Consider the following 19787-nt stretch of genomic DNA (forward strand, 5'->3'; position numbering starts at 1 on the left):
CGGCTGATTTTTCTTGGGCGATCAGAAGCGCGCGGCAACTACGATCGGCTGCGCGGTCGTGACCGGCGAGCCGCTGTACTGGAAGGTGCCGACACCAGGCAGACCGCCGTCCGGCGCGCCCGCGAAAGATGAGCCGGCGAGCACAAAACCGAAGGCAAGGATGAAGCTGAGCGCGCGCATGGTCTTGTCCCTCAATCTCGCCACCGGCAATACCGCCGTCGTCGTTGTGAAGCTGATAACCATGGGCGGTTTCCCCCGTGATGCGCCAAAAGCCGAAAATGGTTTCGTCTTCGTGAGAATTGTTTCGCCGCCACCGGAGCGACGAAACATTCGGCGGAAAATCCCAATGTTTTCAGATGGGCTGCCCCGCGGCCTAGATTCCCCTGACAAGCTCTGGTCGAGCCCGGAACCTGCCGCGCACGGTGCGCCGTCATGTGTGCGCCTTCCACGCTTCACATGCATTTTACGTTTCTCTGCTGAAGAGAAACCCGAACGAAGGCTGGATCCTTTCGAACCGGGGGCGCTTCGGCTGCGACCCAAGCCATCGAAACCAGAAGCCCGGATCACCGGGCACGTTCACGTGAGGAATGGCCATCATGATGGCGCAAGATCGCGCAGCGGCGCGCGACGCGGACCAATGGACGGACCGCGCCGATCAAGGCGCCACATCGCCCGGCGCGATGGCGTTGCAATCAAGCCGCGGCTTTGAGGCCGCGCCGCAGGCCTTCGTGCGGCTGACCGGCTCGCATCTCGCGAGATCCCGGGCCAGCCGCATCTTCGCTACTGAGTGAAGAACTCGGCGCACTTCTGGACGTTGGCGTCGGCCGGTCCCCACGGCATGATCGGCACGGTCGAAGTCGAGTTCTTCGGCGAGCCCTCGATCAGCCTGTCCGAATAGACCATGTAGACCAGCACGTTGCGCTTGGCGTCACAGCCGCGCACGATCTGCATCTTCTTGAAGAACAGCGAACGGCGCTGGCGGAACATGTCGTCGCCCTGCTCCATCTTGGTCTTGAACTTGATCGGGCCGGTCTGACGGCAGGCGAGCGAGATGTCCGAGACCTCCTCGGCAAGGCCGAGCCAGCCCTTGAAGCCGCCCTTCTCCGGCACCGTGAAATGACAGGCGACGCCCTCGACCTCGGGGTCGTCGAGGCCATAGGTCGCAAGCTTGTCATTCGGGCTCATCCATTTGAACACGGTCGAGCGCCGGAAGATCAGATCCGGCTCGTCGGCGGCCGAGGCGGAAGCCATCGGCGCGGCCAGGGCCAGGAAGAATAAAGCGAGGCCTTTCAAGCGGATGCCGGAAAGACCGGGGAAACGAGATGACATGAAGTTCTCCGGAAACGAGTCCCCGCAATGTAGGGATGCGACAGCCGGACAGGAAGACGACGGGCAGCCGGGCGCGGCCGCCGTTTACCGCTCCGTGAGGCTTTTTTGCTACGGCTAGGACAAAAGTCGCTGATGGCAGAACCGCTCTGCTGGTGAACGCGTATCCCCTCTGCGAGACTAATCTTTGATTTGGATTGTGGATTCGAGGAATGAATAGCGTGAACGGGTTCCGGTTTGCTGCCACGCCGGCGCGGTTGTGGCAGGTCGCCATTCTGACGGCGGCAGGTGCGATCGGTACGGCAAGCCAGGCAGACGCTGCATTTTACTACTGGACAGACTATTCCGACGGGTCCTACGCCTCCCGGCAGGATCGCCATCCCGATTTCGCGCGTCAGAAGCCGCAGAAGCGCGGCGCGGCGGGCAAGAAGGATGTCGTCGCCGAGAAGGAAGTCGGCACCAAGCCGCAGGGCCCGCTTGTCATCGTCGTGTCGATCGAGCGGCAGAAGGTGACCGTCTACGACACCAACGGCGTGTTCGCGGAATCCCCGGTGTCGACTGGGATGAAGGGCCATTCGACGCCAATGGGTGTCTTCAGCATCATCCAGAAGCACAAATTCCACCACTCCAACATCTATAGCGGCGCGCCGATGCCTTACATGCAGCGGATCACATGGTCCGGCGTTGCCATGCATGCCGGCGTGCTGCCGGGCTATCCGGCCTCGCACGGCTGCATCCGCATGCCCATGGCGTTCGCTACCAAGATGTGGAACTGGACCAAGATGGGCGCGCGCGTGATTGTATCGCCCGGCGAGATGACCCCGCACAGCTTCCAGCATCCGCTGCTGGCCTCCGTGCGCGTGCCGCCGCAGCCCGCGGCGAGCCTGGAACCGCAGAGCAATGTCGGCGACAAGGCCGACAAGGGCGCGGCTGTTGCCAAGGTCGCTGAAGCGAAACCCATCGAGACCAGGACCGCCAGCGCCGACAGCGTACTCGAGCTGCGCTCGTCGGTCGGCCACACCGTGATGTCCGATGCGACCACCGGCTCCGCGGCGTCCCGCGCGGACGCTGCCGTTCCGACCGACAAGGCCGAAGCAAAGCCCGAGACCAAGACGGCCGAGACATCCGACGCCGCCAAGCCGCAGTCCGACGAGGCCGTCAAGCCCGCGAGCACCGAGGCGAAGCCTGCCGACAAGGTCGAGGCTGCCAAGACCGAACCCGCGAAGAGCGAGCAGGTGAAGACCGAAGCGGCTGACGCAGCAAAGAACCCCGATGCACCGGTCACAGCGCCGGCAGTCGTCGCCTCGCCCGATGTGAAGAAGGACGAGACCCGCGCTGCCGATCCCGCGCCTGCCGCAAAGCCTGACGCGCCCAAGCGTGCCGGCCAGATCGCCGTCTTCATCAGCCGCAAGGATTCCAAGCTCTACGTGCGGCAGAATTTCGCGCCGCTGTTCGAAGTGCCCGTCACGATTGCCGCGAGCGACCGTCCGCTCGGCACCCATGTCTTCACCGCCGAAGTGGACAAGACCGACACCAATGCGCTGCATTGGTCGGTGGTGTCACTGCCCGTCTCCGTCCGCTCCGCCGCGCGCGAAGACGACGGCCGCATCACACGCCGCAAGGGTGGCGCTGCCGTGATCCCCGTCGCCGCCAAGCCCGCGGTGACGCCGGACAGCCCGGGCGAGGCCCTCGATCGAGTCTCGATCCCCGCCGACACCTTGGCGAAGGTCAACGAGATGCTGACCACGGGCGGTTCGATCATCATCTCCGACCAGGGCATCAACCAGGGCGAGACCGGCGAAGGCACCGACTTCATCGTCCGCCTGTACTAATGTCGCCTCACCGCGTCCGATAACGCGGTATTGAGCAGGCGGGCCGCGGCGGCGGAGTAAGGTGCATCCTGGATCATTTCGGGGGACGCCGTCATGATGAACCGCAGGACAATGCTCGCCGCGCTTCTCGCGACGACCGCATCCGCGACACGTGCGCTGGCCGACGGCGGCATGAGCCGGATCCCGGCCTACGCCTTCTCGTTCCCGGCACTATCGGGCGACGACATCCGCCTTGCCGCTTTCACAGGCAAACCGCTGCTGGTGGTCAACACCGCATCGCTCTGCGGCTACACCCCGCAATATGCCGGCCTGCAGGAAATCTGGAGCCAGTTTCGCGAGCGCGGGCTCACCGTGATCGGCGTGCCGTCCAACGATTTCGGCGGACAGGAGCCCGGCGGCACCAGCGAGATCACGGAGACCGCGCACCACCAATACGGCGTTACCTTCCCGATTGCGGCCAAGGCCGTGGTGGTCGGTGCCAAGGCGCACCCGTTCTACAAATGGGCCGCCGAGGCACGGCCCCGGGACGTTCCGCGCTGGAACTTCCACAAATACCTGATCGGCCGGGACGGCTATATCGCCGAGGTGTTTCCGTCCACGGTCGAACCGGCGGACACGCGGGTCAAGACCGCGATCGCCAGGGCGCTCGCCGCCAGTTGATGCGCTCCGCCCAATCCGGTTGGGCACAATTGTGGCGAAGCGCCAAACAGCCGTTGCAATGGCGAGGGCCCACCATCTAGGCTAGGATCACACAAGGGGCAGGATGGTTTTGCCGCAGGCGAAAAGCCGCGGCAGAACAACGGGATCAATCTCGAGGACAACACCATGCGTGTGGCGGCAGGACTGATTTTGGCGAGCGCGATCTCTGTGGCGCTGACGGGCGCGGCGTGGTCGCAGACCCCGGCCGCAAAAGCTGCAGCCGCGACACAGGCTGCACCGGCTCCGACAGCTGCGGCTGCAGCGCCCGCCGCTGCACCGGCGGCAGCTGCCGCGCAGCCCGGCTTCGTCAACCCGCCGCCGCCGAAGCAGGCGCCACAGCCCGCCCGCGCCGCCTGCAACACGCCGGGCGCGCTCGGTGTCGCCCGCACCGTCGAGATCGACACCACCGGCGGTCCGGGCTTCGGCTTCGAGCATTTCAAGGAGCTCGACTTCCTGCGCGACAAGGAGGTGGTGCTGACCTTCGACGACGGCCCCTGGCCGCGCAACACGCCGGCCGTGCTGAAGGCGCTCGCCGACGAATGCACCACCGGCATCTTCTTCTCGATTGGCAAGCACGCCACCTACGAGCCGGAGATCCTGAAGCAGGTCTACGCGGCCGGCCACACCGTGGGCACCCACACCTGGTCGCACGCCAACCTCAACAACAAGAAGCTCACGGAAGCGCAGCGCAAGGACGAGATCGAGAAGGGCCTGTCCGCGGTGAAGTGGGCGCTCGGCGGCATTTCGCCCTCGCCGTTCTTCCGCTTCCCGGCGCTGCAGCATCCGCCGGAGATGGTCACCTATCTCGGCAACCGCAACACGGCGATCTTCTCCTGCGACATCGACTCGTTCGACTTCAAGGCATCCAAGCCCGAGAAGGTGGTCGAGACCGTGATGAAGAAGCTCGACACCAAGGGCAAGGGCATCATCCTGATGCACGACTTCCAGAAGCACACCGCCGAAGCCCTGCCCGAGCTGCTCAAGCGCCTGAAGGCCGGCGGCTACAAGGTGGTGGCGATGCGCGCCAAATTCCCGGCGTCGTCACTGCCGGAGTACGACCAGGAGCTGCTCAAGGACATCAAGCTGCCGACGGTCAGCAGCCGACCGGTCAACAGCGTCGTGACGACGGTCTCCGAATAGCCGCGCCATTGCCCTTCCGCATCGAAGGCTACGTCATCGTCTCCGCGGACGGCATGCTCGCCGACGCCGGTCACGTCATGCCCGACAGCCTGAAGTTCGAAGGCGACAAGCGCTTCTTCGAGCAGGCGCTCGATCGCGCTGCGCTGATCGTGCATGGCCGCAACTCGTACGAGCAGCAGCCGAACTCGCCGAAGCGCAAGCGGCTGATCCTGACCCGCAAGATCAAGGCGCTCACCGTCGATCCTGAAATGCCGAATGCGACGCTGTGGAATCCGGACCATGCGAGCTTCGAGCAGGCCTGCGCCTTCGCCGACGTCGCGTCCGGAACGGTCGCGATCATCGGCGGTCCCGTCGTGTTCGACATGTTCATGGACCGCTACGATACGTTCTGGCTTTCGGAAGCCCCGCGCGTGCGGCTGCCCGGCGGCGAAGGCTGCTTCGTCGGCGTGCCGGAACGGACCCCGCACGAGGTGCTGGCGTCGCATGGGATGAAGCCGGGCGCGCCCTATGTGCTCGACGCCTCCGATGACGTGACCGTCACCCCGTGGCGGCCGGTGCGAGGCTCCCGCTAAGACGGGCAAAACAACCCCATGCACAGTACCGGTACTATATTGCCCGGCACTAGCGCGCAGAATTACCACGCATAACGAACGACGCCCTTGCCCGTGTAGGACCGCGTCACGTTCGAGAACTCGCCCTCGAAAGCCGCCAGGGCCGACCAGCCGGTCTTCCATGTCCGTTCGATCGCGGCCGTCAGAAGCGCGGAGTCCGCAGACTGCGCGGCCCCGTTGACGACGAAGCTTGCGTCAGGCAGCGCCCTGAAGGTCGCGGCGATCGTCCGGTTTGGATTGAAATCGTGTCCCCATGCCAACCGTCCGCGCAGCGTCAGAACGCCGTCGCTCAGGCCGAGAACCCGGTCGGTGCGGATGCCGAGTTCGGTACGAGGATCCGTCACGCTCATGGCATCATACGACAGCACGAACGCGCCGCTGCCTGACAGCACGGACTCAGCATAGGCCGGCAGCGCGATGGTGGTGAATTGCCCCGCCGCATAAGGCGTGATGCCCAAGTTCATCCATGGCGGAGCGAAACGATAGCCGCCCTCGACACGGCCCGACCAGGCGTTTGCGTTGAACCCGGCGCGCAGGCGATCCGTGCCGGCAATGGTCACGATGCGATCGGTCGTGACTCTCGCTGCTTGCAGCCTGCCTGCGCAACGAGCTCGAGCGCATCGAGGCTGACGACGACCATTCGGTTACCGCCAGCCCATCCGCGATGCGGATCCGCCAATATATCGAGGCCGGCCTCGACAGCGACGAGCTGTCGGCCACTTCGGTCGCGGCCCATTTCGGCCTGTCCCGCGCCTCGCTGTACCGGCTGTTCGCGCCGGTCGGCGGCATCGCCGACTACATCCGCAGCCGCCGGCTGCACCGCGCCTTCTTCGACCTCGCCAATTCGGACGCACGCAGCCTGAGGATCAGCGAGGTGGCGCGACGCTGGCAGCTCGGCACCGATGCGCATTTCACGCGCTCCTTCAAGGCAGCCTATGGCATCACGCCCCGCGCGGCGCGCGAGGCTGCGCTGCTGGGCGTGCATCGCGGCACGGGGGGAGCGACCGGCGCGACGATTTCCCGATGGATGCGCGAGATCGCACCCCCGCGCGCGGTGGATTGAGGTCGGGGACCTGCTCCACACAGCTGTGTCCGACTGTGCGATTGAGCCGCATCAATGCGTGCCGTGCGGCTACACTTACAATTGAGAATGCCGGGACTTCAGTTGCGAAAGGCTGGTCAAATGTCCCACATCCTCGTTCCCGACCATCCCCGCGAGGAAACCGCTCGCTTGCTGGGTCAGGCCAGGCATTGCCGACAGCTCGCGACCGGCGTCGCGGAAGACGACCTGATTGATCAGCTCATGACGCTGGCGAAATCCTACGAGGCCAAGGCCGCCCTGCTTCGCGCGAGCTGCGGCGTCGGCAGCTAGCCGATCGGCTAGACGTCGCCGTAGGCCGTCTCGGCCGAGCGCGTGGCGCGGCCGAACCCCATGATCATGAACAGCGCCCCGATGATCGAGAGGTTCTTGAGCGCGTCGACCAGCACCTTGGCATTGTCGGGAGGCGTCTGGTTCCAGAAATCGGAGAACAGCACGGTTGCGACCGCAACGTAAACGATCATCAGCAACGCGAAGAATCGCGCGCCGAAGTTCAGCGCGATCATCAGCCCCGCGATGATCTCAAGCCCGCCGACCGCGATCGCCAGCAGTTGCGGCGTTGTCATGGCGGTCGCCGTCTCGATCTGCTGGGCATAGGGCGCAATGATTTCGGGCACCACGACCTTGGTGGCGATGAAATCGGCGGTCGCCTGGATGGCAAAGAGCTTGGTCGCGCCCGTGTAGATGAACAGCACGGCGAACAGGATTCGCCCGAAAGTCACGAACGCTGGCATGATCGGCCTCTTGGCAAAGCGCTAAGCACGGAACGCGCGGAGATTATGATGAGTCGTGCGCCGGTTTACAAACGGGGAAATGAAGAACTGCGAGTAATTCAAAACAAGCGACGAAGACGGTGCCCCTTCTCCCCTTGTGGGAGAAGGTGGCGCGAAGCGCCGGATGAGGGGTATCTATCCGCAAGCTCAATTGTGAGAGACCACTCGCGGATAGATACCCCTCACCCGTCTCGCCGCTCCGCGGCGAGCCACCCTCTCCCACAAGGGGAGAGGGAAGAGCGACGCCCTTACGTAAACAACGTCGGCTGCTGGCGCGCCGCGCGCTCCTGGGCTTCAACGACCGCAACAGCGGTCATGTTGAGGATGCCACGCGCGGTCACCGAGGGCGTCAGGATGTGCGCCGGACGCGCCGGGCCGATCAGGATCGGGCCGACGGGGAGCGCATCGGCCAGCGATTTGATCATCTGGTAGGCGACGTTGGCGGTGTCCAGCGTCGGCATGATCATGATGTTGGCCTCGCCCTCGAGCTTGGAGTGCGGCAATACCATCTTGCGTGCCGCGGCCGAGAGCGCGGTGTCGCCCTGCATCTCGCCGTCGGCCTCGATCTCCGGATGCTTTTCCTTCAACAGCTGGGTCGCGCGGCGCATCTTGCGCGAGGAATCGGTGTCGTAGCTGCCGAAATCCGAATGCGAGACGAACGCGATCCTGGGCTTGAGCGCGAAACGCTGGACGTGGACCGCCGCGAGCGAGGCGATCTCGGCAAGCTCTTCCGCGGTCGGATTTGGGCGTACCTGGGTGTCGGCGATGAAGAAGGCGCCCTTGCTGGTGATCAGCAGCGCCAGCGCGGCATAGTCGCTGACGCCAGCCTGGAAGCCGACGATTTCGCGGACATGACGCAGATGATGCATGTAGCGGCCCTCGACGCCGCAGAGCATGGCATCCGCCTCCCCGCGCATCACCGCGAGCGCCGCGATCACCGTGTTGTTGGTACGCACCACCGTGCGTGCCGCGTCCGGTGTCACGCCGCGGCGGCCGGCGACTTCGACGTAAGACTGGACATAGGAGCGATAACGCGGATCGTCCTCGGGATTGACGAGGTCAAAATCCTTGCCCGCCTTGATCAGCAAGCCGAAGCGCTTGATACGCGCCTCCACCACGGATGGACGACCGACCAGAATCGGCCGCGCCAGATTCTCCTCCAGCACCACCTGGGTGGCGCGCAGCACGCGCTCGTCCTCGCCTTCGGCGTAGATGACACGCACCGGCTGGGTCTTGGCCTTCGCGAACATCGGCTTCATGACGAGGCCGGAGCGGAACGCGAAGCGCTCGAGCAGCGCGGTGTATTCGTCGAAATTGGTGATCTGCCGCGTCGCGACGCCGGACTCCATCGCGGCCTTCGCCACAGCCGGCGAGATCCGCAGGATCAGGCGAGGGTCGAACGGGCTCGGGATCAGCGAGCCGGGGCCGAAGCCCTGGGTCTCGCCGCTGTCGAAGCCCTGCGCCACCGCGTCGGACGGCGCCTCGCGCGCAAGCTGCGCGATGGCCTCGACGGCGGCGTGCTTCATCTCCTCGTTGATCGCGGTGGCGCCGACGTCGAGCGCGCCGCGGAAGATGAAGGGGAAACAGAGAACGTTGTTGACCTGGTTCGGATAATCGGAGCGGCCGGTGCAGATCATGGCGTCGGGGCGCGCTTTCCGCGCCTCCTCCGGCATGATCTCCGGGGTCGGGTTCGCTAGCGCCATGATCAAGGGCTTGTCGCCCATCGCCTTGGCCATCTCCGGCTTGAGCACGCCGGGTGCCGAGAGCCCGATGAAGATGTCGGCGCCGCCGATGACATCGCCGAGCGTGCGCTTGTCGGTCTTCTGCGCATAGACCGCCTTCCAGCGATCCATCGTGGTGTTGCGGCCTTCGTGCACGAGGCCGTCGATGTCGCAGACCCAGATGTTCTTGCGCTGCGCGCCCATCGAGACCAGCAGGTTCAGCGTCGCGATTGCGGCAGCCCCCGCCCCCGACGCCACGATCTTGACGTCGGACAGCTTCTTGCCGTTCAGCCGCAGGGCGTTGGTGACGGCGGCGGCGACGATGATCGCGGTGCCGTGCTGGTCGTCATGGAAGACCGGGATCTTCATGCGCGCCTTCAACTGCGCCTCGATCTCGAAGCACTCCGGTCCGCGGATGTCTTCCAGATTGATGCCGCCGAAGGTCGGCTCCAGCGCGGCCACGGTCTCGACCACGCGCTCGATGGTGTCGGCGGCGATCTCGATGTCGAACACGTCGATGCCGGCGAACTTCTTGAACAGGACGGCCTTGCCCTCCATCACCGGCTTGGACGCCAGCGGGCCGATATTGCCGAGGCCGAGCACCGCGGTACCGTTCGATACAACGGCGACCAGATTGGAGCGGGCCGTCAGCGAGGCGGCCTCCGCGGGGTTCTTGGCGATCTCGGTGCAGGCAGCGGCGACGCCCGGAGAATAGGCAAGCGCGAGGTCGCGCTGGTTGGCGAGCGGCTTGGTCGCCTGGATCTCGAGCTTTCCGGGGCGCGGCAGACGGTGATAGGCCAGCGCTGCCTGGTGGAGATCATCGGAATAAGACGACATGCGGTGTCTCGCCTCGCGTTACCGGCCTCAAAAGGCATCAACCGGGGGGCCGCCGAAGCGGACGGTATTTCCGGCCGATGGAAACCGGATGAAGCACGCCGGGCGCCCCGGTGGCAACATCCGATTGCGCTCCCATCAACAAGGCACATAGTCAAATATTTGATAGCTATAGCTTTACCTGGACCACACGGCGTTTCGCGAATATGGCAGGTTGCGCAGTGCAAAACAGCAACTGGAGCTTGGAATGAAGCGAATCCTGATCGGCCTGATCTTGGCAGCCGTGCTCGCCGCGGGCGGATGGTTCGGCTTCAACCTCTACGCCAAGCATCGCGCCATCTCCCAAGTCGAGACGGTATTTGAGCAGATCCGCAGCAGTGGCGGCAAGGCGAGCCACGGCAAGGTCGAATTCGACTTGATGAGCCGCACGCTGACCATCGAGGACATCGCGGTCACACCCGGCGGCCAGCCGCAAGCGCAGATCAAGATCGCGGGCATCCAAGCCACCGGCGTTCGCCAGATCGACGACAGCAGGTTTTCGGCGGACAGCATCGACATCACCGGCTTCGACGTCGCGCTTGACCAAGTCGGTCAAGCCAAGGTGAAGGCGTCCTACAAGATCCCGCAACTGACGATGCGCGACTATGCCGGCCCCCTTCACACCGGGACGGCGCCAGCGAACGGCTCCCTGATCGAACTCTACCGCTATGTACTCGGTCAATACGCGAGCGTCACGGCGTCATCGCTCATGGCGCCGACGCTGACGGTGAGCTTCGATTCCGGCAGCGGTCCCGGCGGCAGCGGCGAGATCACCTATTCCGGATTGGCGATCCAGAATCTGAGGCGCGGCAAGATCGATGCGGCAAAGGCGGACCGCGCCGCCATCTCGATCGACGTGAAGCAGCCAGGCAAGCCGGACAAGATGACCGGCGAGGTGTCGAATCTCCTCGTCAATGATTTCGATGCGACCGCGATCATCGCCGCGCTCGATCCAAAGACCAGCAGTGACGAGACCTATCATCGCGTCTACCGGCAAGTCTCGGCCGGCCCCTATACGATCAAAACGGTTCAGGGGATGCGTATCGATATCGACGGCTTCGTGATGGAGGACATCGACGTGCAACCGTCGAAATTCCGGCTGGCCGACCGATTTGACGCGCTGTCGCGGGCTCAATCGTCTGTTCCGACGCCGGCACAGTCGCGCGAAATGCTGGAGAAGCTCGCCGGAATCTATGAAGGTGTCCGCATCGGCAAGGCCGAGGTCAGCAAGATCTCGATCGGCACGCCGCAGGGGACCGGCAAGGTCAACGCGATCAGATACCGCGAGGGCGAATTCGCGATCGAGGGCGTCGATACGCCGAGCCCGCAGGGGCAGTTCAAGATGGAGCGCTTCGCGCTGAAGTCGTTCAGCGCGGCAAACCTGATGCGCTGGGGGGCGGGCCTGAGCAATCCCGGACAGACGCCATCACCGGAGCAGATGCTGGGCCTGTTCAGCGTGCTAGAAGGCGCCGAGATCAAGGGCGTGGTCTCGCCTTTCAAGAACACGCGGCAGTCCGTCACCATCGACACCATCAGCCTGAACTGGGGGCAGCTGGTCGGGTCGATCCCGAGCAAGGCCAATCTGGTCGTGAAGATGGTGACGCCGACCGATCCCACCAGTCCGGCGCAGCGGACGCTGATCATGGCGGGCGTCGACAAGCTCGCGATCGACCTCGATCTCGGCGCGGCCTGGACGGAATCGTCAGGCGCATTCGCGCTCGCGCCGGCGACCATCGATCTCGGCAATCTCGCCAGGGCGCAAGCCCGCCTTGCGCTCGCCAACGTGCCGCGCGGCCTGTTCACGACCGATCCGGCGCAGGCGATGGGTCAGGCGGCGCAGATCGAGACCGGCGCGATCGAGCTCTCGCTGCGCGACAGCGGCGTCGTCGATCTCGTCGTGGCGCAGTTCTCGCGCATGCAGAACGTCAGCCGCGACGCCGCCCGCAGCGCCATCGTCGAGATGATCCGGGCGCAAGGCGAGAAGTTCACGGCGGGCAATCTCGATGCCAAAGCAGCGATCGACGCGCTCGCCGGCTTCGTCGAGACATCAGGGCAGACACTCACAATCAAACTGACGCCCCGCGCCAAGGTGCCGCTGATGCAATTGCTGCAGCTCACCCAGACCGCTCCGGAGAACGCGCTGGCACAGTTCAGGATCGAGGCATCGACGGGGCTTTAAGGAGAGACGGTCTCGTGTCCCGGACGCGCTGCAGCGTGTAGCGCTGCTGCGCAGAGCCGGGACCTAGCAAGGCCGCGATTCGCGGAGACATGGGCCCCGGCTCTGCAGCGCACCGCTGAAGAAGCGCTGCGCCGCGTCCGGGGCACGCGAATGAAACCGCCTCAGCTCACTTCTGCGGCAGGTTCACCTTCACATGCAGTTCGCGGAGCTGCTTGGTCGTGGCGTCGGACGGCGCGCCCATCAGCAGGTCCATGGCCTGCTGGTTCATCGGGAACAGCGAGATCTCGCGCAGATTGTTGGTGCCGCAGAGCAGCATCACGATGCGGTCGACGCCGGCGGCCATGCCGCCATGCGGCGGGGCGCCGTACTGGAAGGCGCGGTACATGCCGCCGAAGCGGTCGACCACTTCCTGCTCGCCGTAGCCGGCGATCTCGAACGCCTTCACCATCGCTTCCGGCACGTGGTTGCGGATGCCGCCCGAGGCGATCTCGTAGCCGTTGCAGGTGATGTCGTACTGGAACGCCTTGATGGTCAGCGGATCCTGGCCCGTCAGCGCGTCGAGGCCGCCCTGCGGCATCGAGAACGGGTTGTGCGAGAAGTCGACTTTCTTGTCGTCCTCGTTGTACTCGTACATCGGGAAGTCCACGATCCAGGCGAGCTCGAACCGCTCCTTGTCGGTGAGGTTCAATTCCTCGCCGACCTTGTTGCGGGCCAAGCCAGAGAACTTCCAGAACTTGTCGGGATCGCCGGCAACGAAGAAGGCGGCATCGCCCTCCTTGGTGCCGATCTGCGCGCGGATCGCAGCGGTGCGCTCAGGCCCGATGTTGTTCGCCAAGGGACCAGCGCCCTCGCCGCCCTCGCGCCACATGATGTAACCGAGGCCGGGCTGGCCCTCGCCCTGCGCCCACGAATTCATGCGGTCGCAGAACGCACGGCTGCCACCGCCCGGCGCCGGGATCGCCCAGACCTGGTTCCTGGGATCCTCGAGCATGCGCGCGAACACCTTGAAGCCCGAGCCGCGGAAGTGCTCGGAGACGTCCTGCATCTCGATGGGATTGCGCAAATCCGGCTTGTCGCTGCCGTATTTGCGCAGCGCTTCGGCGAACGGAATGCGACGCCAGTTCTTGCTGACCGGCTTGCCCTTCGCGAACTCCTCGAACACGCCGGTGATGACGGGCTCCATCGCCGCGAACACGTCTTCCTGAGTCACAAAACTCATCTCGACGTCGAGTTGATAAAATTCGCCGGGCAGACGGTCGGCGCGCGGGTCCTCGTCGCGGAAGCAGGGCGCGATCTGGAAGTAGCGGTCGAAGCCGGACATCATCAGCAGCTGCTTGTACTGCTGCGGCGCCTGCGGCAACGCGTAGAATTTGCCGGGATGGATGCGCGAGGGCACCAGGAAGTCGCGCGCGCCTTCCGGCGAGGACGCGGTCAGGATCGGCGTGTTGAACTCGAAGAACCCCTGCCCCTCCATGCGCCGGCGCATCGACTTGATGATCTCGACGCGCGTCATGATGTTCTGGTGCAGTTTTTCGCGGCGCAAATCGAGGAAGCGGTACTTCAGGCGGATGTCTTCAGGATATTCCTGGTCGCCGAACACCGGCAGCGGCAGGTCGCCGGCAGGTCCCAGCACCTCGATCTCGCTGACATAGATCTCGATCTTGCCGGTCGGCAGATCGTCATTGTCGGTGCCCTCGGGGCGGCGGCGGGCCTTCCCGTCCATCCGCACCACGAATTCCGAGCGCAGCTTCTCGGCCTGCGAGAACGCCGGCGAATCCGGATCGACCACGCACTGGGTCAGGCCGTAATGGTCGCGCAAATCGATGAACAGCACGCCGCCATGGTCGCGAACGCGATGGACCCAGCCTGACAGGCGGACCGTCTCGCCAATGTTGCTCTCGCGGAGCGCGCCGCATGTATGTGACCGGTAGCGATGCATGGTCGTCCCAAAATGATGTCTGAGGAAGCGAATCGAACGGCCGAAAACGGCCGGTCCGAAGTTGCGGCAGGGTTTACCCGACGAGCCCCAAGGCGGCAACCAAGGGAACGGCCTGTTTTGGGCCCGGACTGGCCATTTTTGGCCGATTGGGCCTCAAGCCTTTGCCGATCGGCGTTCGCCGCCTATCTTTACCTCCATGACCGTCCATATCCCGTTCCAGAACTCCTATTCGGCGCTGCCGGACAGCTTCTTTGCCCGGGTCGCGCCGACCCCCGTCGCCGCCCCCCGGCTGATCAAGCTGAACCGCCCCCTGGCGCTCCAGCTCGGGCTCGACCCGGATCTGCTGGAGACCCCAGAGGGTGCCGAGATCCTGGCCGGCAAGACGGTTCCATCAGGGGCCGATCCCATCGCCATGGCTTATGCCGGCCACCAGTTCGGCAATTTCGTGCCGCAGCTCGGCGACGGTCGCGCCATCCTGCTCGGCGAGGTCATCGACCGGCACGGCCTTCGCCGCGACATCCAGCTCAAGGGAAGCGGCCCTACCCCGTTCTCCCGCCGCGGCGACGGCCGCGCGGCGCTCGGCCCCGTACTGCGGGAATACATCGTTAGCGAAGCCATGTTCGCGCTGGGCATTCCGACGACTCGCTCGCTCGCCGCGGTCGTCACCGGCGAGCAGGTGTTTCGCGAGACCGCGCTGCCCGGCGCGGTGCTGACCCGCGTCGCCTCCAGCCATATCCGCGTCGGCACCTTCCAGTTCTTCGCCGTCCGCCGCGACACCGAGGCGGTGCGCCGGCTCGCCGACCACGTCATCGCCCGTCATTACCCCGAGCTGTTGAATGCGGAGCGGACCTATCACGGCCTGCTCGGCGCCGTCGTCGCGCGGCAGGCCGAGCTCGTCGCGCGCTGGCTGCTGGTCGGCTTCATCCATGGCGTGATGAACACCGACAACAGCTCCATCTCCGGCGAGACCATCGACTACGGCCCCTGCGCCTTCATGGATGCCTACAACCCCTCGCAGGTGTTCTCCTCGATCGACGAGATGGGCCGCTATGCCTATGCCAACCAGCCACGCATCGCGCTGTGGAATCTGACGCGGCTCGCCGAATGCCTGCTGCCGCTGTTCGGAGACGACCAGGACAAGGCGGTCGCGGAGGCCCAGGACATTCTCGGCGCGTTCTCAGAGACGTTCAGTGCGGCCTATCAGGCCGGCCTGCGCAGGAAGGTCGGCCTGTTCACGGAGCGCGAGGGCGACGAGGCGCTGATCCAGGACCTGCTCGACGCCATGGCCAAGAACCAGGCCGACTTCACCCTCACCTTCCGCAAGCTGGCCGCGGATGACGCGCGCTCGGAGTTCATGGACCCCGCGGGCTTCGACGAATGGGCCGGACGCTGGCACGCGCGCATCGCGCTGGAGCCGCAGACCGCAGTCGAGCGGCAGGCTGCGATGCATGCCGTCAACCCACTCTTCATCCCGCGCAACCACCGCGTCGAGGCCGTGATCCAGGCCGCGGTGAACGACGACGACTACGCGCCGTTCGATGAGCTGGTGAAGGTGCTGGCCAAGCCGTTCGAGGAGCAGCCGGAATATGCGGCCTACGCCGATCCGCCACTGCCGGACCAGCGCGTGTTGCAGACGTTCTGCGGGACTTGAGAGAATTCGTCCCTATTTCGTCGCCTTCCTCACCCCGCCGAATGAGGCCGCGTCGAACTTCTGGGGATCGACGGGATCGTAGCGGGACCATTCCATGTCGGGCATCTTGCCGTAGCGCTCGGTCCAGGCCTTGTCCGTCGTCGTCGTGCCGGGTGCGACGGGGCGGAGCTCGAAATGCAGCACCTTGTTCGGGCCGATCTCGCCGATCGTATCCTTCGCCTTGACGCTCGCGCCTGGCGCGAGCGTCGCGCCGTTCGGACCAATGATGCGGCCGAGCTGGACATAGCGGGTGTAGACGATGCCGCCGTTGGGATAGGTGTGCTTGAGCACGACGTAGCGGCCGCAACCACCGATCAAAGGCAAATCTCCAGGCGCCTGCTCGCTATTCTCGACCTTGACGACGACGCCGTCCGCCATCGCCGCCACCGGACCGCCGGCCTTGTCCATGGTGAAGTCGACCCCGGGGTGCTCGTCCTGGATCCAGCATCCGCAGGAGGTCATCGTCGTATTCTTCGGTTTGTCGGCGCGGGGAAAACTGCGCGGGGTCAGGAATTCATTGACGAGCAATCCCGGCCCCTCAGGGGACGTGAAGGCATGGATCGCATAGAGCGACAGCTTGTCCCCGACCGGCACCTCGCTCGGGAGAAACCCGTAGACCACATCTTGAATAAAGACCTTGAGTTCGCGCCCCTTGGCGGAGCGCACCGTGATGCAGTTGGTCGCCTGCAAGCCGTCGGCGTCCGCCTTGGGCATGCCGCTCATGATCAGCGACCGCTTGAGCATTCCGCTTGCACACGGCTCCCCGTGAGAGGCCAGCGTGACGTCGAGCTTCAGCGGCGACATCGGGTAGATGTCGAGGCCGCTCGCAGGCCGCGGTCGAGCCAGGAATTCGTCGAGATCGGTCTCCTTGTAACGGGCGAAGTTGAATTCCGCGCGGGCGACATCAGGGGCGGCAAAGGGCATGACGGTCAACAGAAAGGCCGCAACCCATCCCAGCTTGCGAAAAACATGGGGCGTCGACATGGGAAGATCTCGTGATGCAAATTCGATGAGCAGCCCGAGGAAACCACAGCCGCATTTTCGCGGCAAGGTAGACCTCACCACACTGCTCAATCGGGACAGGTCATCCCGCGGCAGGCGGGCAGCCAGACCTATCCACATCATCGGCACGCCACCGGAACCGCTGTCATCAAACTGAAACACACGCGCTCTAACGGCCTGTCAGGGCCGTCTTGCCGGAGGCGCCCATCCTCCAACGATCCTGACAAGCGCCATGCCCTTCAAATTCATCCACATCACCGACACGCATCTGGCGAACCCCGGGCTGAAGCTCTATGGCCTCGATCCGCGCGCCCGGCTGGATGCGGCGATCGCCGACATCAACACGCACCAATCCGATGCAGCGTTTGCGGTCGTGACCGGCGACCTCACCCATTGGGGCGAGCCCGAATCCTACGCCAATTTCGCCGACGCGATGGCGGCGTTGAAGATCCCCTACATCGCCATGGTCGGCAATCACGACAAGCGCGTGGCCTGCCTCGACGCCCTGAAGGCCGCGCCGCGCGATGCCAACGGCTTCGTGCAGGGCACCAAGACGACCGAGCACGGCCTGTTCGTGTTCCTGGACACGCTGGACGAGACCAGCCACGCTGGCGAGATGTGCGCAAAGCGCTTCGACTGGCTCGCGAAGACGCTCGCGGCCGCGCCTGCCGACCAGCCCTTCGTCGTCTTCATGCATCACCCGCCATTCCCGGTCGGCGTGCTCGCGATGGACGAGATCGCGCTGAAACAGAGCGCCGAATTCGCCGAGGTGATCGCGCCCTACCGCTCGCGCATCCGCCACCTGTTCTTCGGCCATGTGCACCGTCCGATCTTCGGCAGCTACGGCAAGATCCCCTTCTCTACCCTGCGCAGCACCAACCATCAGGTCTGGTTCGAGCTCGACGCCGACGCACCGCATCTGGCGAGCCACGAGCCGCCGGCTTATGGCGTGGTGCTGATCGACCAGGAGAACCTGGTCGTGCACAGCCACGACTTCCTAGACACCAGTCTGCGCTTCCCCTTCGCGCCACCGGCGGGAATGGACGGCCGCGACTATGCGCTCAACTTCCCGGCGCGGTGACATGAGCCTTGCTGAACCCGCGGCTCTCCCGGTCGCGGCATCGGCGCCGCCGCACCTGCACATCCTGAAGCGGCTTTCCACCCGCTTCAAAACCTCGCTGCCGGCCTATCTGCTGCTGCTTCCGTCGCTGATCTTCCTCGCGCTGTTCACCTACGGCGCGATGGGCCGCGTATTCATCGACGCGCTCTACCAGCGCGCCACGCCAAAGGCGCCGCTCCGCTTCGTCGGCCTCGACAACATCAGTGCCGTACTGGCCGATCCCGCCTTCACCGGCGCTGTTATCAACAACCTCGTCTACGCCGTCGGCACCGCGATCCCGAGCATCGGCCTCGCACTGCTGTTCGCGCTGGCACTGGCGCGGACCAACGCCGTGACCAGCGCGCTCCGCGCCGCGTTGTTCCTGCCGGTGCTGATCCCGATGGTCGCGGCCTCCGCGCTGTTCCTGTTCATATTCCTGCCCAATGTCGGGCTGCTCGACTACTACATCGGCCGGCTGCTTCCGGTGCTGCCGAACTGGCTCGGCGATTCCGACATCGCGCTCTATGCCATCATGGTCATCACGATCTGGAAGAACGCCGGCTACTACATGCTGTTCTTCCTCGCCGGCCTCCAGTCCGTGCCGGAGGATGTCATGGAAGCCGCGCATCTCGACGGCGCCGGCCCCTGGCAGCGCTTTCGCCACATCACCCTGCCGGAGCTCAAGCCCACCTTCCTGTTCGTCACCGTGATCGCGATCCTCAATGCGGTGACGCAGGTCGACCACGTCTTCGTCATGACCAAGGGCGGGCCGTCGAACGCGACCAATCTCGTGCTGTTCTACATCTACCAGCAGGCGGTCGAGCATTACGACATCGGCAAGGCCTCGGCGGCGACGCTGCTGACGCTCGCCGCGCTGATGGGCCTGACCGCGCTGTCGTTTCGCACGATGGCGAACCGCGAGGGCGGCGCATGAATCTGATCGATTGGCTGTTGAAGGACGCCCCGCTCGCCACCCGCCGCGAGATCACGCCAAAGCTCGGCTTCGTGCTGACAGTGCTGCTCGCGCTGGTCTGGCTGATCCCGTTCCTGTGGATGGGCGTGGCGACGCTGCGTCCGGCCTCCGACGGCATCAACCTGATGGCCGAGCTGATGCCGAGCGTGAAGCCCACGCTCGACAACATCAGGGATGCCTGGGAGATCGGCGATTTCCCGCGCTACTTCCTCAACACCACGATCATCTGCACCGGCATCCTGCTGGTGCAGTTCGTCACGATCACGCTGGCGGGCTTTGCCTTCGCGCGGCTCGAATTCGCCGGCAAGTCGCTGCTGTTCTATTTGTTCCTGATGCAGCTGATGCTGGTGCCGGTGCTGCTGATCGTGCCGAACCTGCGCATCGTCGCGCAATTCGGCCTCTACGACACGCTGGCCGGCGTGATGATGCCGTTCTTCGCCTCCGCCTTCGGCACCTTCCTGATGCGGCAGGCCTTCGAGGCCATCCCGACCGAGCTGGAAGACGCCGCGCTGATCGACGGCGCCAGCCTGATTCAACGCATCCGCCACATCTACGTGCCGCTGTCGCTGCCGAGCTTCTCGGCGTTTGCCATCATCTCCGTCACCAGCCACTGGAACGACTTCCTGTGGCCGCTGATGGTGATCAATTCGCCGGACAAGCGACCGCTCACGGTCGGGCTGTCGGTGTTCACCGCCACGGCGGAAGGCACGCAGGCCTGGGGCACCATCGCCGCCGGCACGCTGATGGTGATCGCGCCGCTGCTCATCACCTTCCTGATCTTCCAGAAGCGCTTCATCAGTTCTTTCGTCACCTCAGGCATCAAATAGGAGA

At 64.9% G+C, this 19787-nt stretch carries 17 protein-coding genes and 2 pseudogenes; 12 read left to right on the forward strand and 7 right to left on the reverse strand.

Going from position 1 to position 19787, the window contains the following annotated elements; translation table 11 throughout:
- Nucleotides 1-21: 21 nt before the first annotated feature.
- Nucleotides 22-243, reverse strand: coding sequence for a hypothetical protein (locus tag F8237_RS36195; RefSeq protein WP_151641968.1), 222 nt, complete (start codon nucleotides 241-243; stop codon nucleotides 22-24).
- 353 nt (nucleotides 244-596) lie between these two features.
- On the opposite strand from F8237_RS36195, the gene F8237_RS00895 reads away from it, so the two are divergent.
- The gene (locus F8237_RS00895; RefSeq protein ID WP_162005824.1) at nucleotides 597-791 is read left to right on the forward strand and encodes a hypothetical protein; all 195 of its coding nucleotides are present in this window, start codon (nucleotides 597-599) and stop codon (nucleotides 789-791) included.
- On the opposite strand, the gene F8237_RS00900 is transcribed toward F8237_RS00895, so the two are convergent.
- The gene (locus F8237_RS00900) at nucleotides 781-1329 is read right to left on the reverse strand and encodes a CreA family protein (RefSeq protein WP_151641970.1); all 549 of its coding nucleotides are present in this window, start codon (nucleotides 1327-1329) and stop codon (nucleotides 781-783) included. The genes F8237_RS00895 and F8237_RS00900 overlap by 11 nt on opposite strands.
- A 209-nt stretch (nucleotides 1330-1538) precedes the next feature.
- Between F8237_RS00900 and F8237_RS00905 the strand changes: the two genes are divergently transcribed.
- From F8237_RS00905 to F8237_RS00920, 4 genes are all read left to right on the forward strand, one after another.
- Nucleotides 1539-3158 carry a L,D-transpeptidase gene (locus tag F8237_RS00905; protein ID WP_151641971.1) on the forward strand — a complete coding sequence of 540 codons (1620 nt, stop codon included), beginning with the start codon at nucleotides 1539-1541 and terminating at the stop codon, nucleotides 3156-3158.
- A 93-nt stretch (nucleotides 3159-3251) separates the two neighbouring features.
- Nucleotides 3252-3818 (forward strand): glutathione peroxidase, encoded by a 567-nt coding sequence (locus F8237_RS00910; protein ID WP_151641972.1) that lies wholly within the window; start codon nucleotides 3252-3254, stop codon nucleotides 3816-3818.
- Nucleotides 3819-3983: 165 nt separating this feature from the next.
- Nucleotides 3984-4997, forward strand: coding sequence for a polysaccharide deacetylase family protein (locus F8237_RS00915; RefSeq protein WP_151641973.1), 1014 nt, complete (start codon nucleotides 3984-3986; stop codon nucleotides 4995-4997).
- An 8-nt stretch (nucleotides 4998-5005) separates the two neighbouring features.
- Nucleotides 5006-5569, forward strand: a complete 564-nt coding sequence (locus F8237_RS00920) for a dihydrofolate reductase family protein (protein ID WP_162005825.1) — start codon at nucleotides 5006-5008, stop codon at nucleotides 5567-5569.
- 62 nt (nucleotides 5570-5631) lie between these two features.
- Here F8237_RS00920 and F8237_RS00925 read toward each other — a convergent pair.
- Nucleotides 5632-6186 (reverse strand): annotated as a pseudogene (locus F8237_RS00925) (autotransporter outer membrane beta-barrel domain-containing protein); the annotation flags it as partial.
- Between F8237_RS00925 and F8237_RS00930 the strand changes: the two are divergent.
- Nucleotides 6186-6671 (forward strand): annotated as a pseudogene (locus tag F8237_RS00930) (helix-turn-helix transcriptional regulator); the annotation flags it as partial. The pseudogenes F8237_RS00925 and F8237_RS00930 sit on opposite strands and share 1 nt — an antisense overlap.
- 120 nt (nucleotides 6672-6791) lie before the next feature.
- Nucleotides 6792-6980, forward strand: a complete 189-nt coding sequence (locus F8237_RS00935) for a hypothetical protein (protein ID WP_151641975.1) — start codon at nucleotides 6792-6794, stop codon at nucleotides 6978-6980.
- 8 nt (nucleotides 6981-6988) lie between these two features.
- Here F8237_RS00935 and F8237_RS00940 read toward each other — a convergent pair whose 3' ends face one another.
- Together F8237_RS00940 and F8237_RS00945 are read right to left on the reverse strand one after the other, a co-directional pair.
- Nucleotides 6989-7441, reverse strand: a complete 453-nt coding sequence (locus F8237_RS00940) for a DoxX family protein (RefSeq protein WP_151641976.1) — start codon at nucleotides 7439-7441, stop codon at nucleotides 6989-6991.
- Between the two features lie 287 nt (nucleotides 7442-7728).
- On the reverse strand, nucleotides 7729-10038 hold the full coding sequence (locus F8237_RS00945) for an NADP-dependent malic enzyme (protein WP_151641977.1): 2310 nt from the start codon (nucleotides 10036-10038) through the stop codon (nucleotides 7729-7731).
- Between the two features lie 244 nt (nucleotides 10039-10282).
- Between F8237_RS00945 and F8237_RS00950 the strand changes: the two genes are divergently transcribed.
- A complete protein-coding gene (locus tag F8237_RS00950) occupies nucleotides 10283-12253 on the forward strand; it encodes a hypothetical protein (protein ID WP_151641978.1) in 1971 nt (656 codons plus the stop codon).
- A 166-nt stretch (nucleotides 12254-12419) separates the two neighbouring features.
- Here the strand turns inward: F8237_RS00950 and aspS are convergent, their stop codons facing one another.
- Complete coding sequence (gene aspS / locus F8237_RS00955; protein ID WP_151641979.1) at nucleotides 12420-14192, reverse strand: aspartate--tRNA ligase; 1773 nt, start codon at nucleotides 14190-14192, stop codon at nucleotides 12420-12422.
- A gap of 196 nt (nucleotides 14193-14388) precedes the next feature.
- Here aspS and F8237_RS00960 point away from each other — a divergent pair, with 196 nt between their 5' ends.
- Nucleotides 14389-15843: a protein adenylyltransferase SelO gene (locus F8237_RS00960; RefSeq protein ID WP_151641980.1), complete on the forward strand. Its 1455-nt coding sequence runs from the start codon at nucleotides 14389-14391 to the stop codon at nucleotides 15841-15843.
- Nucleotides 15844-15855: 12 nt separating this feature from the next.
- Here the strand turns inward: F8237_RS00960 and F8237_RS00965 are convergent, their stop codons facing one another.
- Entirely contained in the window at nucleotides 15856-16866 is a 1011-nt protein-coding gene (locus F8237_RS00965) for a M23 family metallopeptidase (RefSeq protein WP_151641981.1), read from the reverse strand.
- Between the two features lie 250 nt (nucleotides 16867-17116).
- Between F8237_RS00965 and F8237_RS00970 the strand changes: the two genes are divergently transcribed.
- Genes F8237_RS00970 through F8237_RS00980 form a run of 3 tightly spaced genes read left to right on the forward strand, consistent with a single transcriptional unit; the run spans nucleotide 17117 to nucleotide 19783 of the window.
- Nucleotides 17117-17965 (forward strand): phosphodiesterase, encoded by an 849-nt coding sequence (locus tag F8237_RS00970; RefSeq protein WP_151641982.1) that lies wholly within the window; start codon nucleotides 17117-17119, stop codon nucleotides 17963-17965.
- 1 nt (nucleotide 17966) lies between these two features.
- Entirely contained in the window at nucleotides 17967-18917 is a 951-nt protein-coding gene (locus F8237_RS00975; RefSeq protein WP_162005826.1) for a carbohydrate ABC transporter permease, read from the forward strand.
- A complete protein-coding gene (locus F8237_RS00980; protein ID WP_151641984.1) occupies nucleotides 18914-19783 on the forward strand; it encodes a carbohydrate ABC transporter permease in 870 nt (289 codons plus the stop codon). The genes F8237_RS00975 and F8237_RS00980 overlap by 4 nt, the downstream gene beginning before the upstream one ends.
- The last annotated feature ends 4 nt before the right edge of the window (nucleotides 19784-19787 follow it).

The organism is Bradyrhizobium betae (assembly GCF_008932115.1).
GTDB lineage: Bacteria > Pseudomonadota > Alphaproteobacteria > Rhizobiales > Xanthobacteraceae > Bradyrhizobium > Bradyrhizobium betae.

What these genes read in the sequence shown, in the direction of transcription:
- F8237_RS00965 (WP_151641981.1), bottom strand. Translation starts at nt 16,866, where the DNA reads ATGTCGACGCCCCATGTTTTTCGCAAGCTGGGATGGGTTGCGGCCTTT.
- F8237_RS00900 (WP_151641970.1), bottom strand. Translation starts at nt 1,329, where the DNA reads ATGTCATCTCGTTTCCCCGGTCTTTCCGGCATCCGCTTGAAAGGCCTC.
- F8237_RS00935 (WP_151641975.1), top strand. Translation starts at nt 6,792, where the DNA reads ATGTCCCACATCCTCGTTCCCGACCATCCCCGCGAGGAAACCGCTCGC.
- F8237_RS00950 (WP_151641978.1), top strand. Translation starts at nt 10,283, where the DNA reads ATGAAGCGAATCCTGATCGGCCTGATCTTGGCAGCCGTGCTCGCCGCG.
- F8237_RS00970 (WP_151641982.1), top strand. Translation starts at nt 17,117, where the DNA reads ATGCCCTTCAAATTCATCCACATCACCGACACGCATCTGGCGAACCCC.
- aspS (WP_151641979.1), bottom strand. Translation starts at nt 14,192, where the DNA reads ATGCATCGCTACCGGTCACATACATGCGGCGCGCTCCGCGAGAGCAAC.
- F8237_RS00895 (WP_162005824.1), top strand. Translation starts at nt 597, where the DNA reads ATGATGGCGCAAGATCGCGCAGCGGCGCGCGACGCGGACCAATGGACG.
- F8237_RS00910 (WP_151641972.1), top strand. Translation starts at nt 3,252, where the DNA reads ATGATGAACCGCAGGACAATGCTCGCCGCGCTTCTCGCGACGACCGCA.
- F8237_RS00915 (WP_151641973.1), top strand. Translation starts at nt 3,984, where the DNA reads ATGCGTGTGGCGGCAGGACTGATTTTGGCGAGCGCGATCTCTGTGGCG.
- F8237_RS00940 (WP_151641976.1), bottom strand. Translation starts at nt 7,441, where the DNA reads ATGCCAGCGTTCGTGACTTTCGGGCGAATCCTGTTCGCCGTGCTGTTC.
- F8237_RS00945 (WP_151641977.1), bottom strand. Translation starts at nt 10,038, where the DNA reads ATGTCGTCTTATTCCGATGATCTCCACCAGGCAGCGCTGGCCTATCAC.
- F8237_RS36195 (WP_151641968.1), bottom strand. Translation starts at nt 243, where the DNA reads ATGGTTATCAGCTTCACAACGACGACGGCGGTATTGCCGGTGGCGAGA.
- F8237_RS00905 (WP_151641971.1), top strand. Translation starts at nt 1,539, where the DNA reads ATGAATAGCGTGAACGGGTTCCGGTTTGCTGCCACGCCGGCGCGGTTG.
- F8237_RS00980 (WP_151641984.1), top strand. Translation starts at nt 18,914, where the DNA reads ATGAATCTGATCGATTGGCTGTTGAAGGACGCCCCGCTCGCCACCCGC.
- F8237_RS00975 (WP_162005826.1), top strand. Translation starts at nt 17,967, where the DNA reads ATGAGCCTTGCTGAACCCGCGGCTCTCCCGGTCGCGGCATCGGCGCCG.
- F8237_RS00960 (WP_151641980.1), top strand. Translation starts at nt 14,389, where the DNA reads ATGACCGTCCATATCCCGTTCCAGAACTCCTATTCGGCGCTGCCGGAC.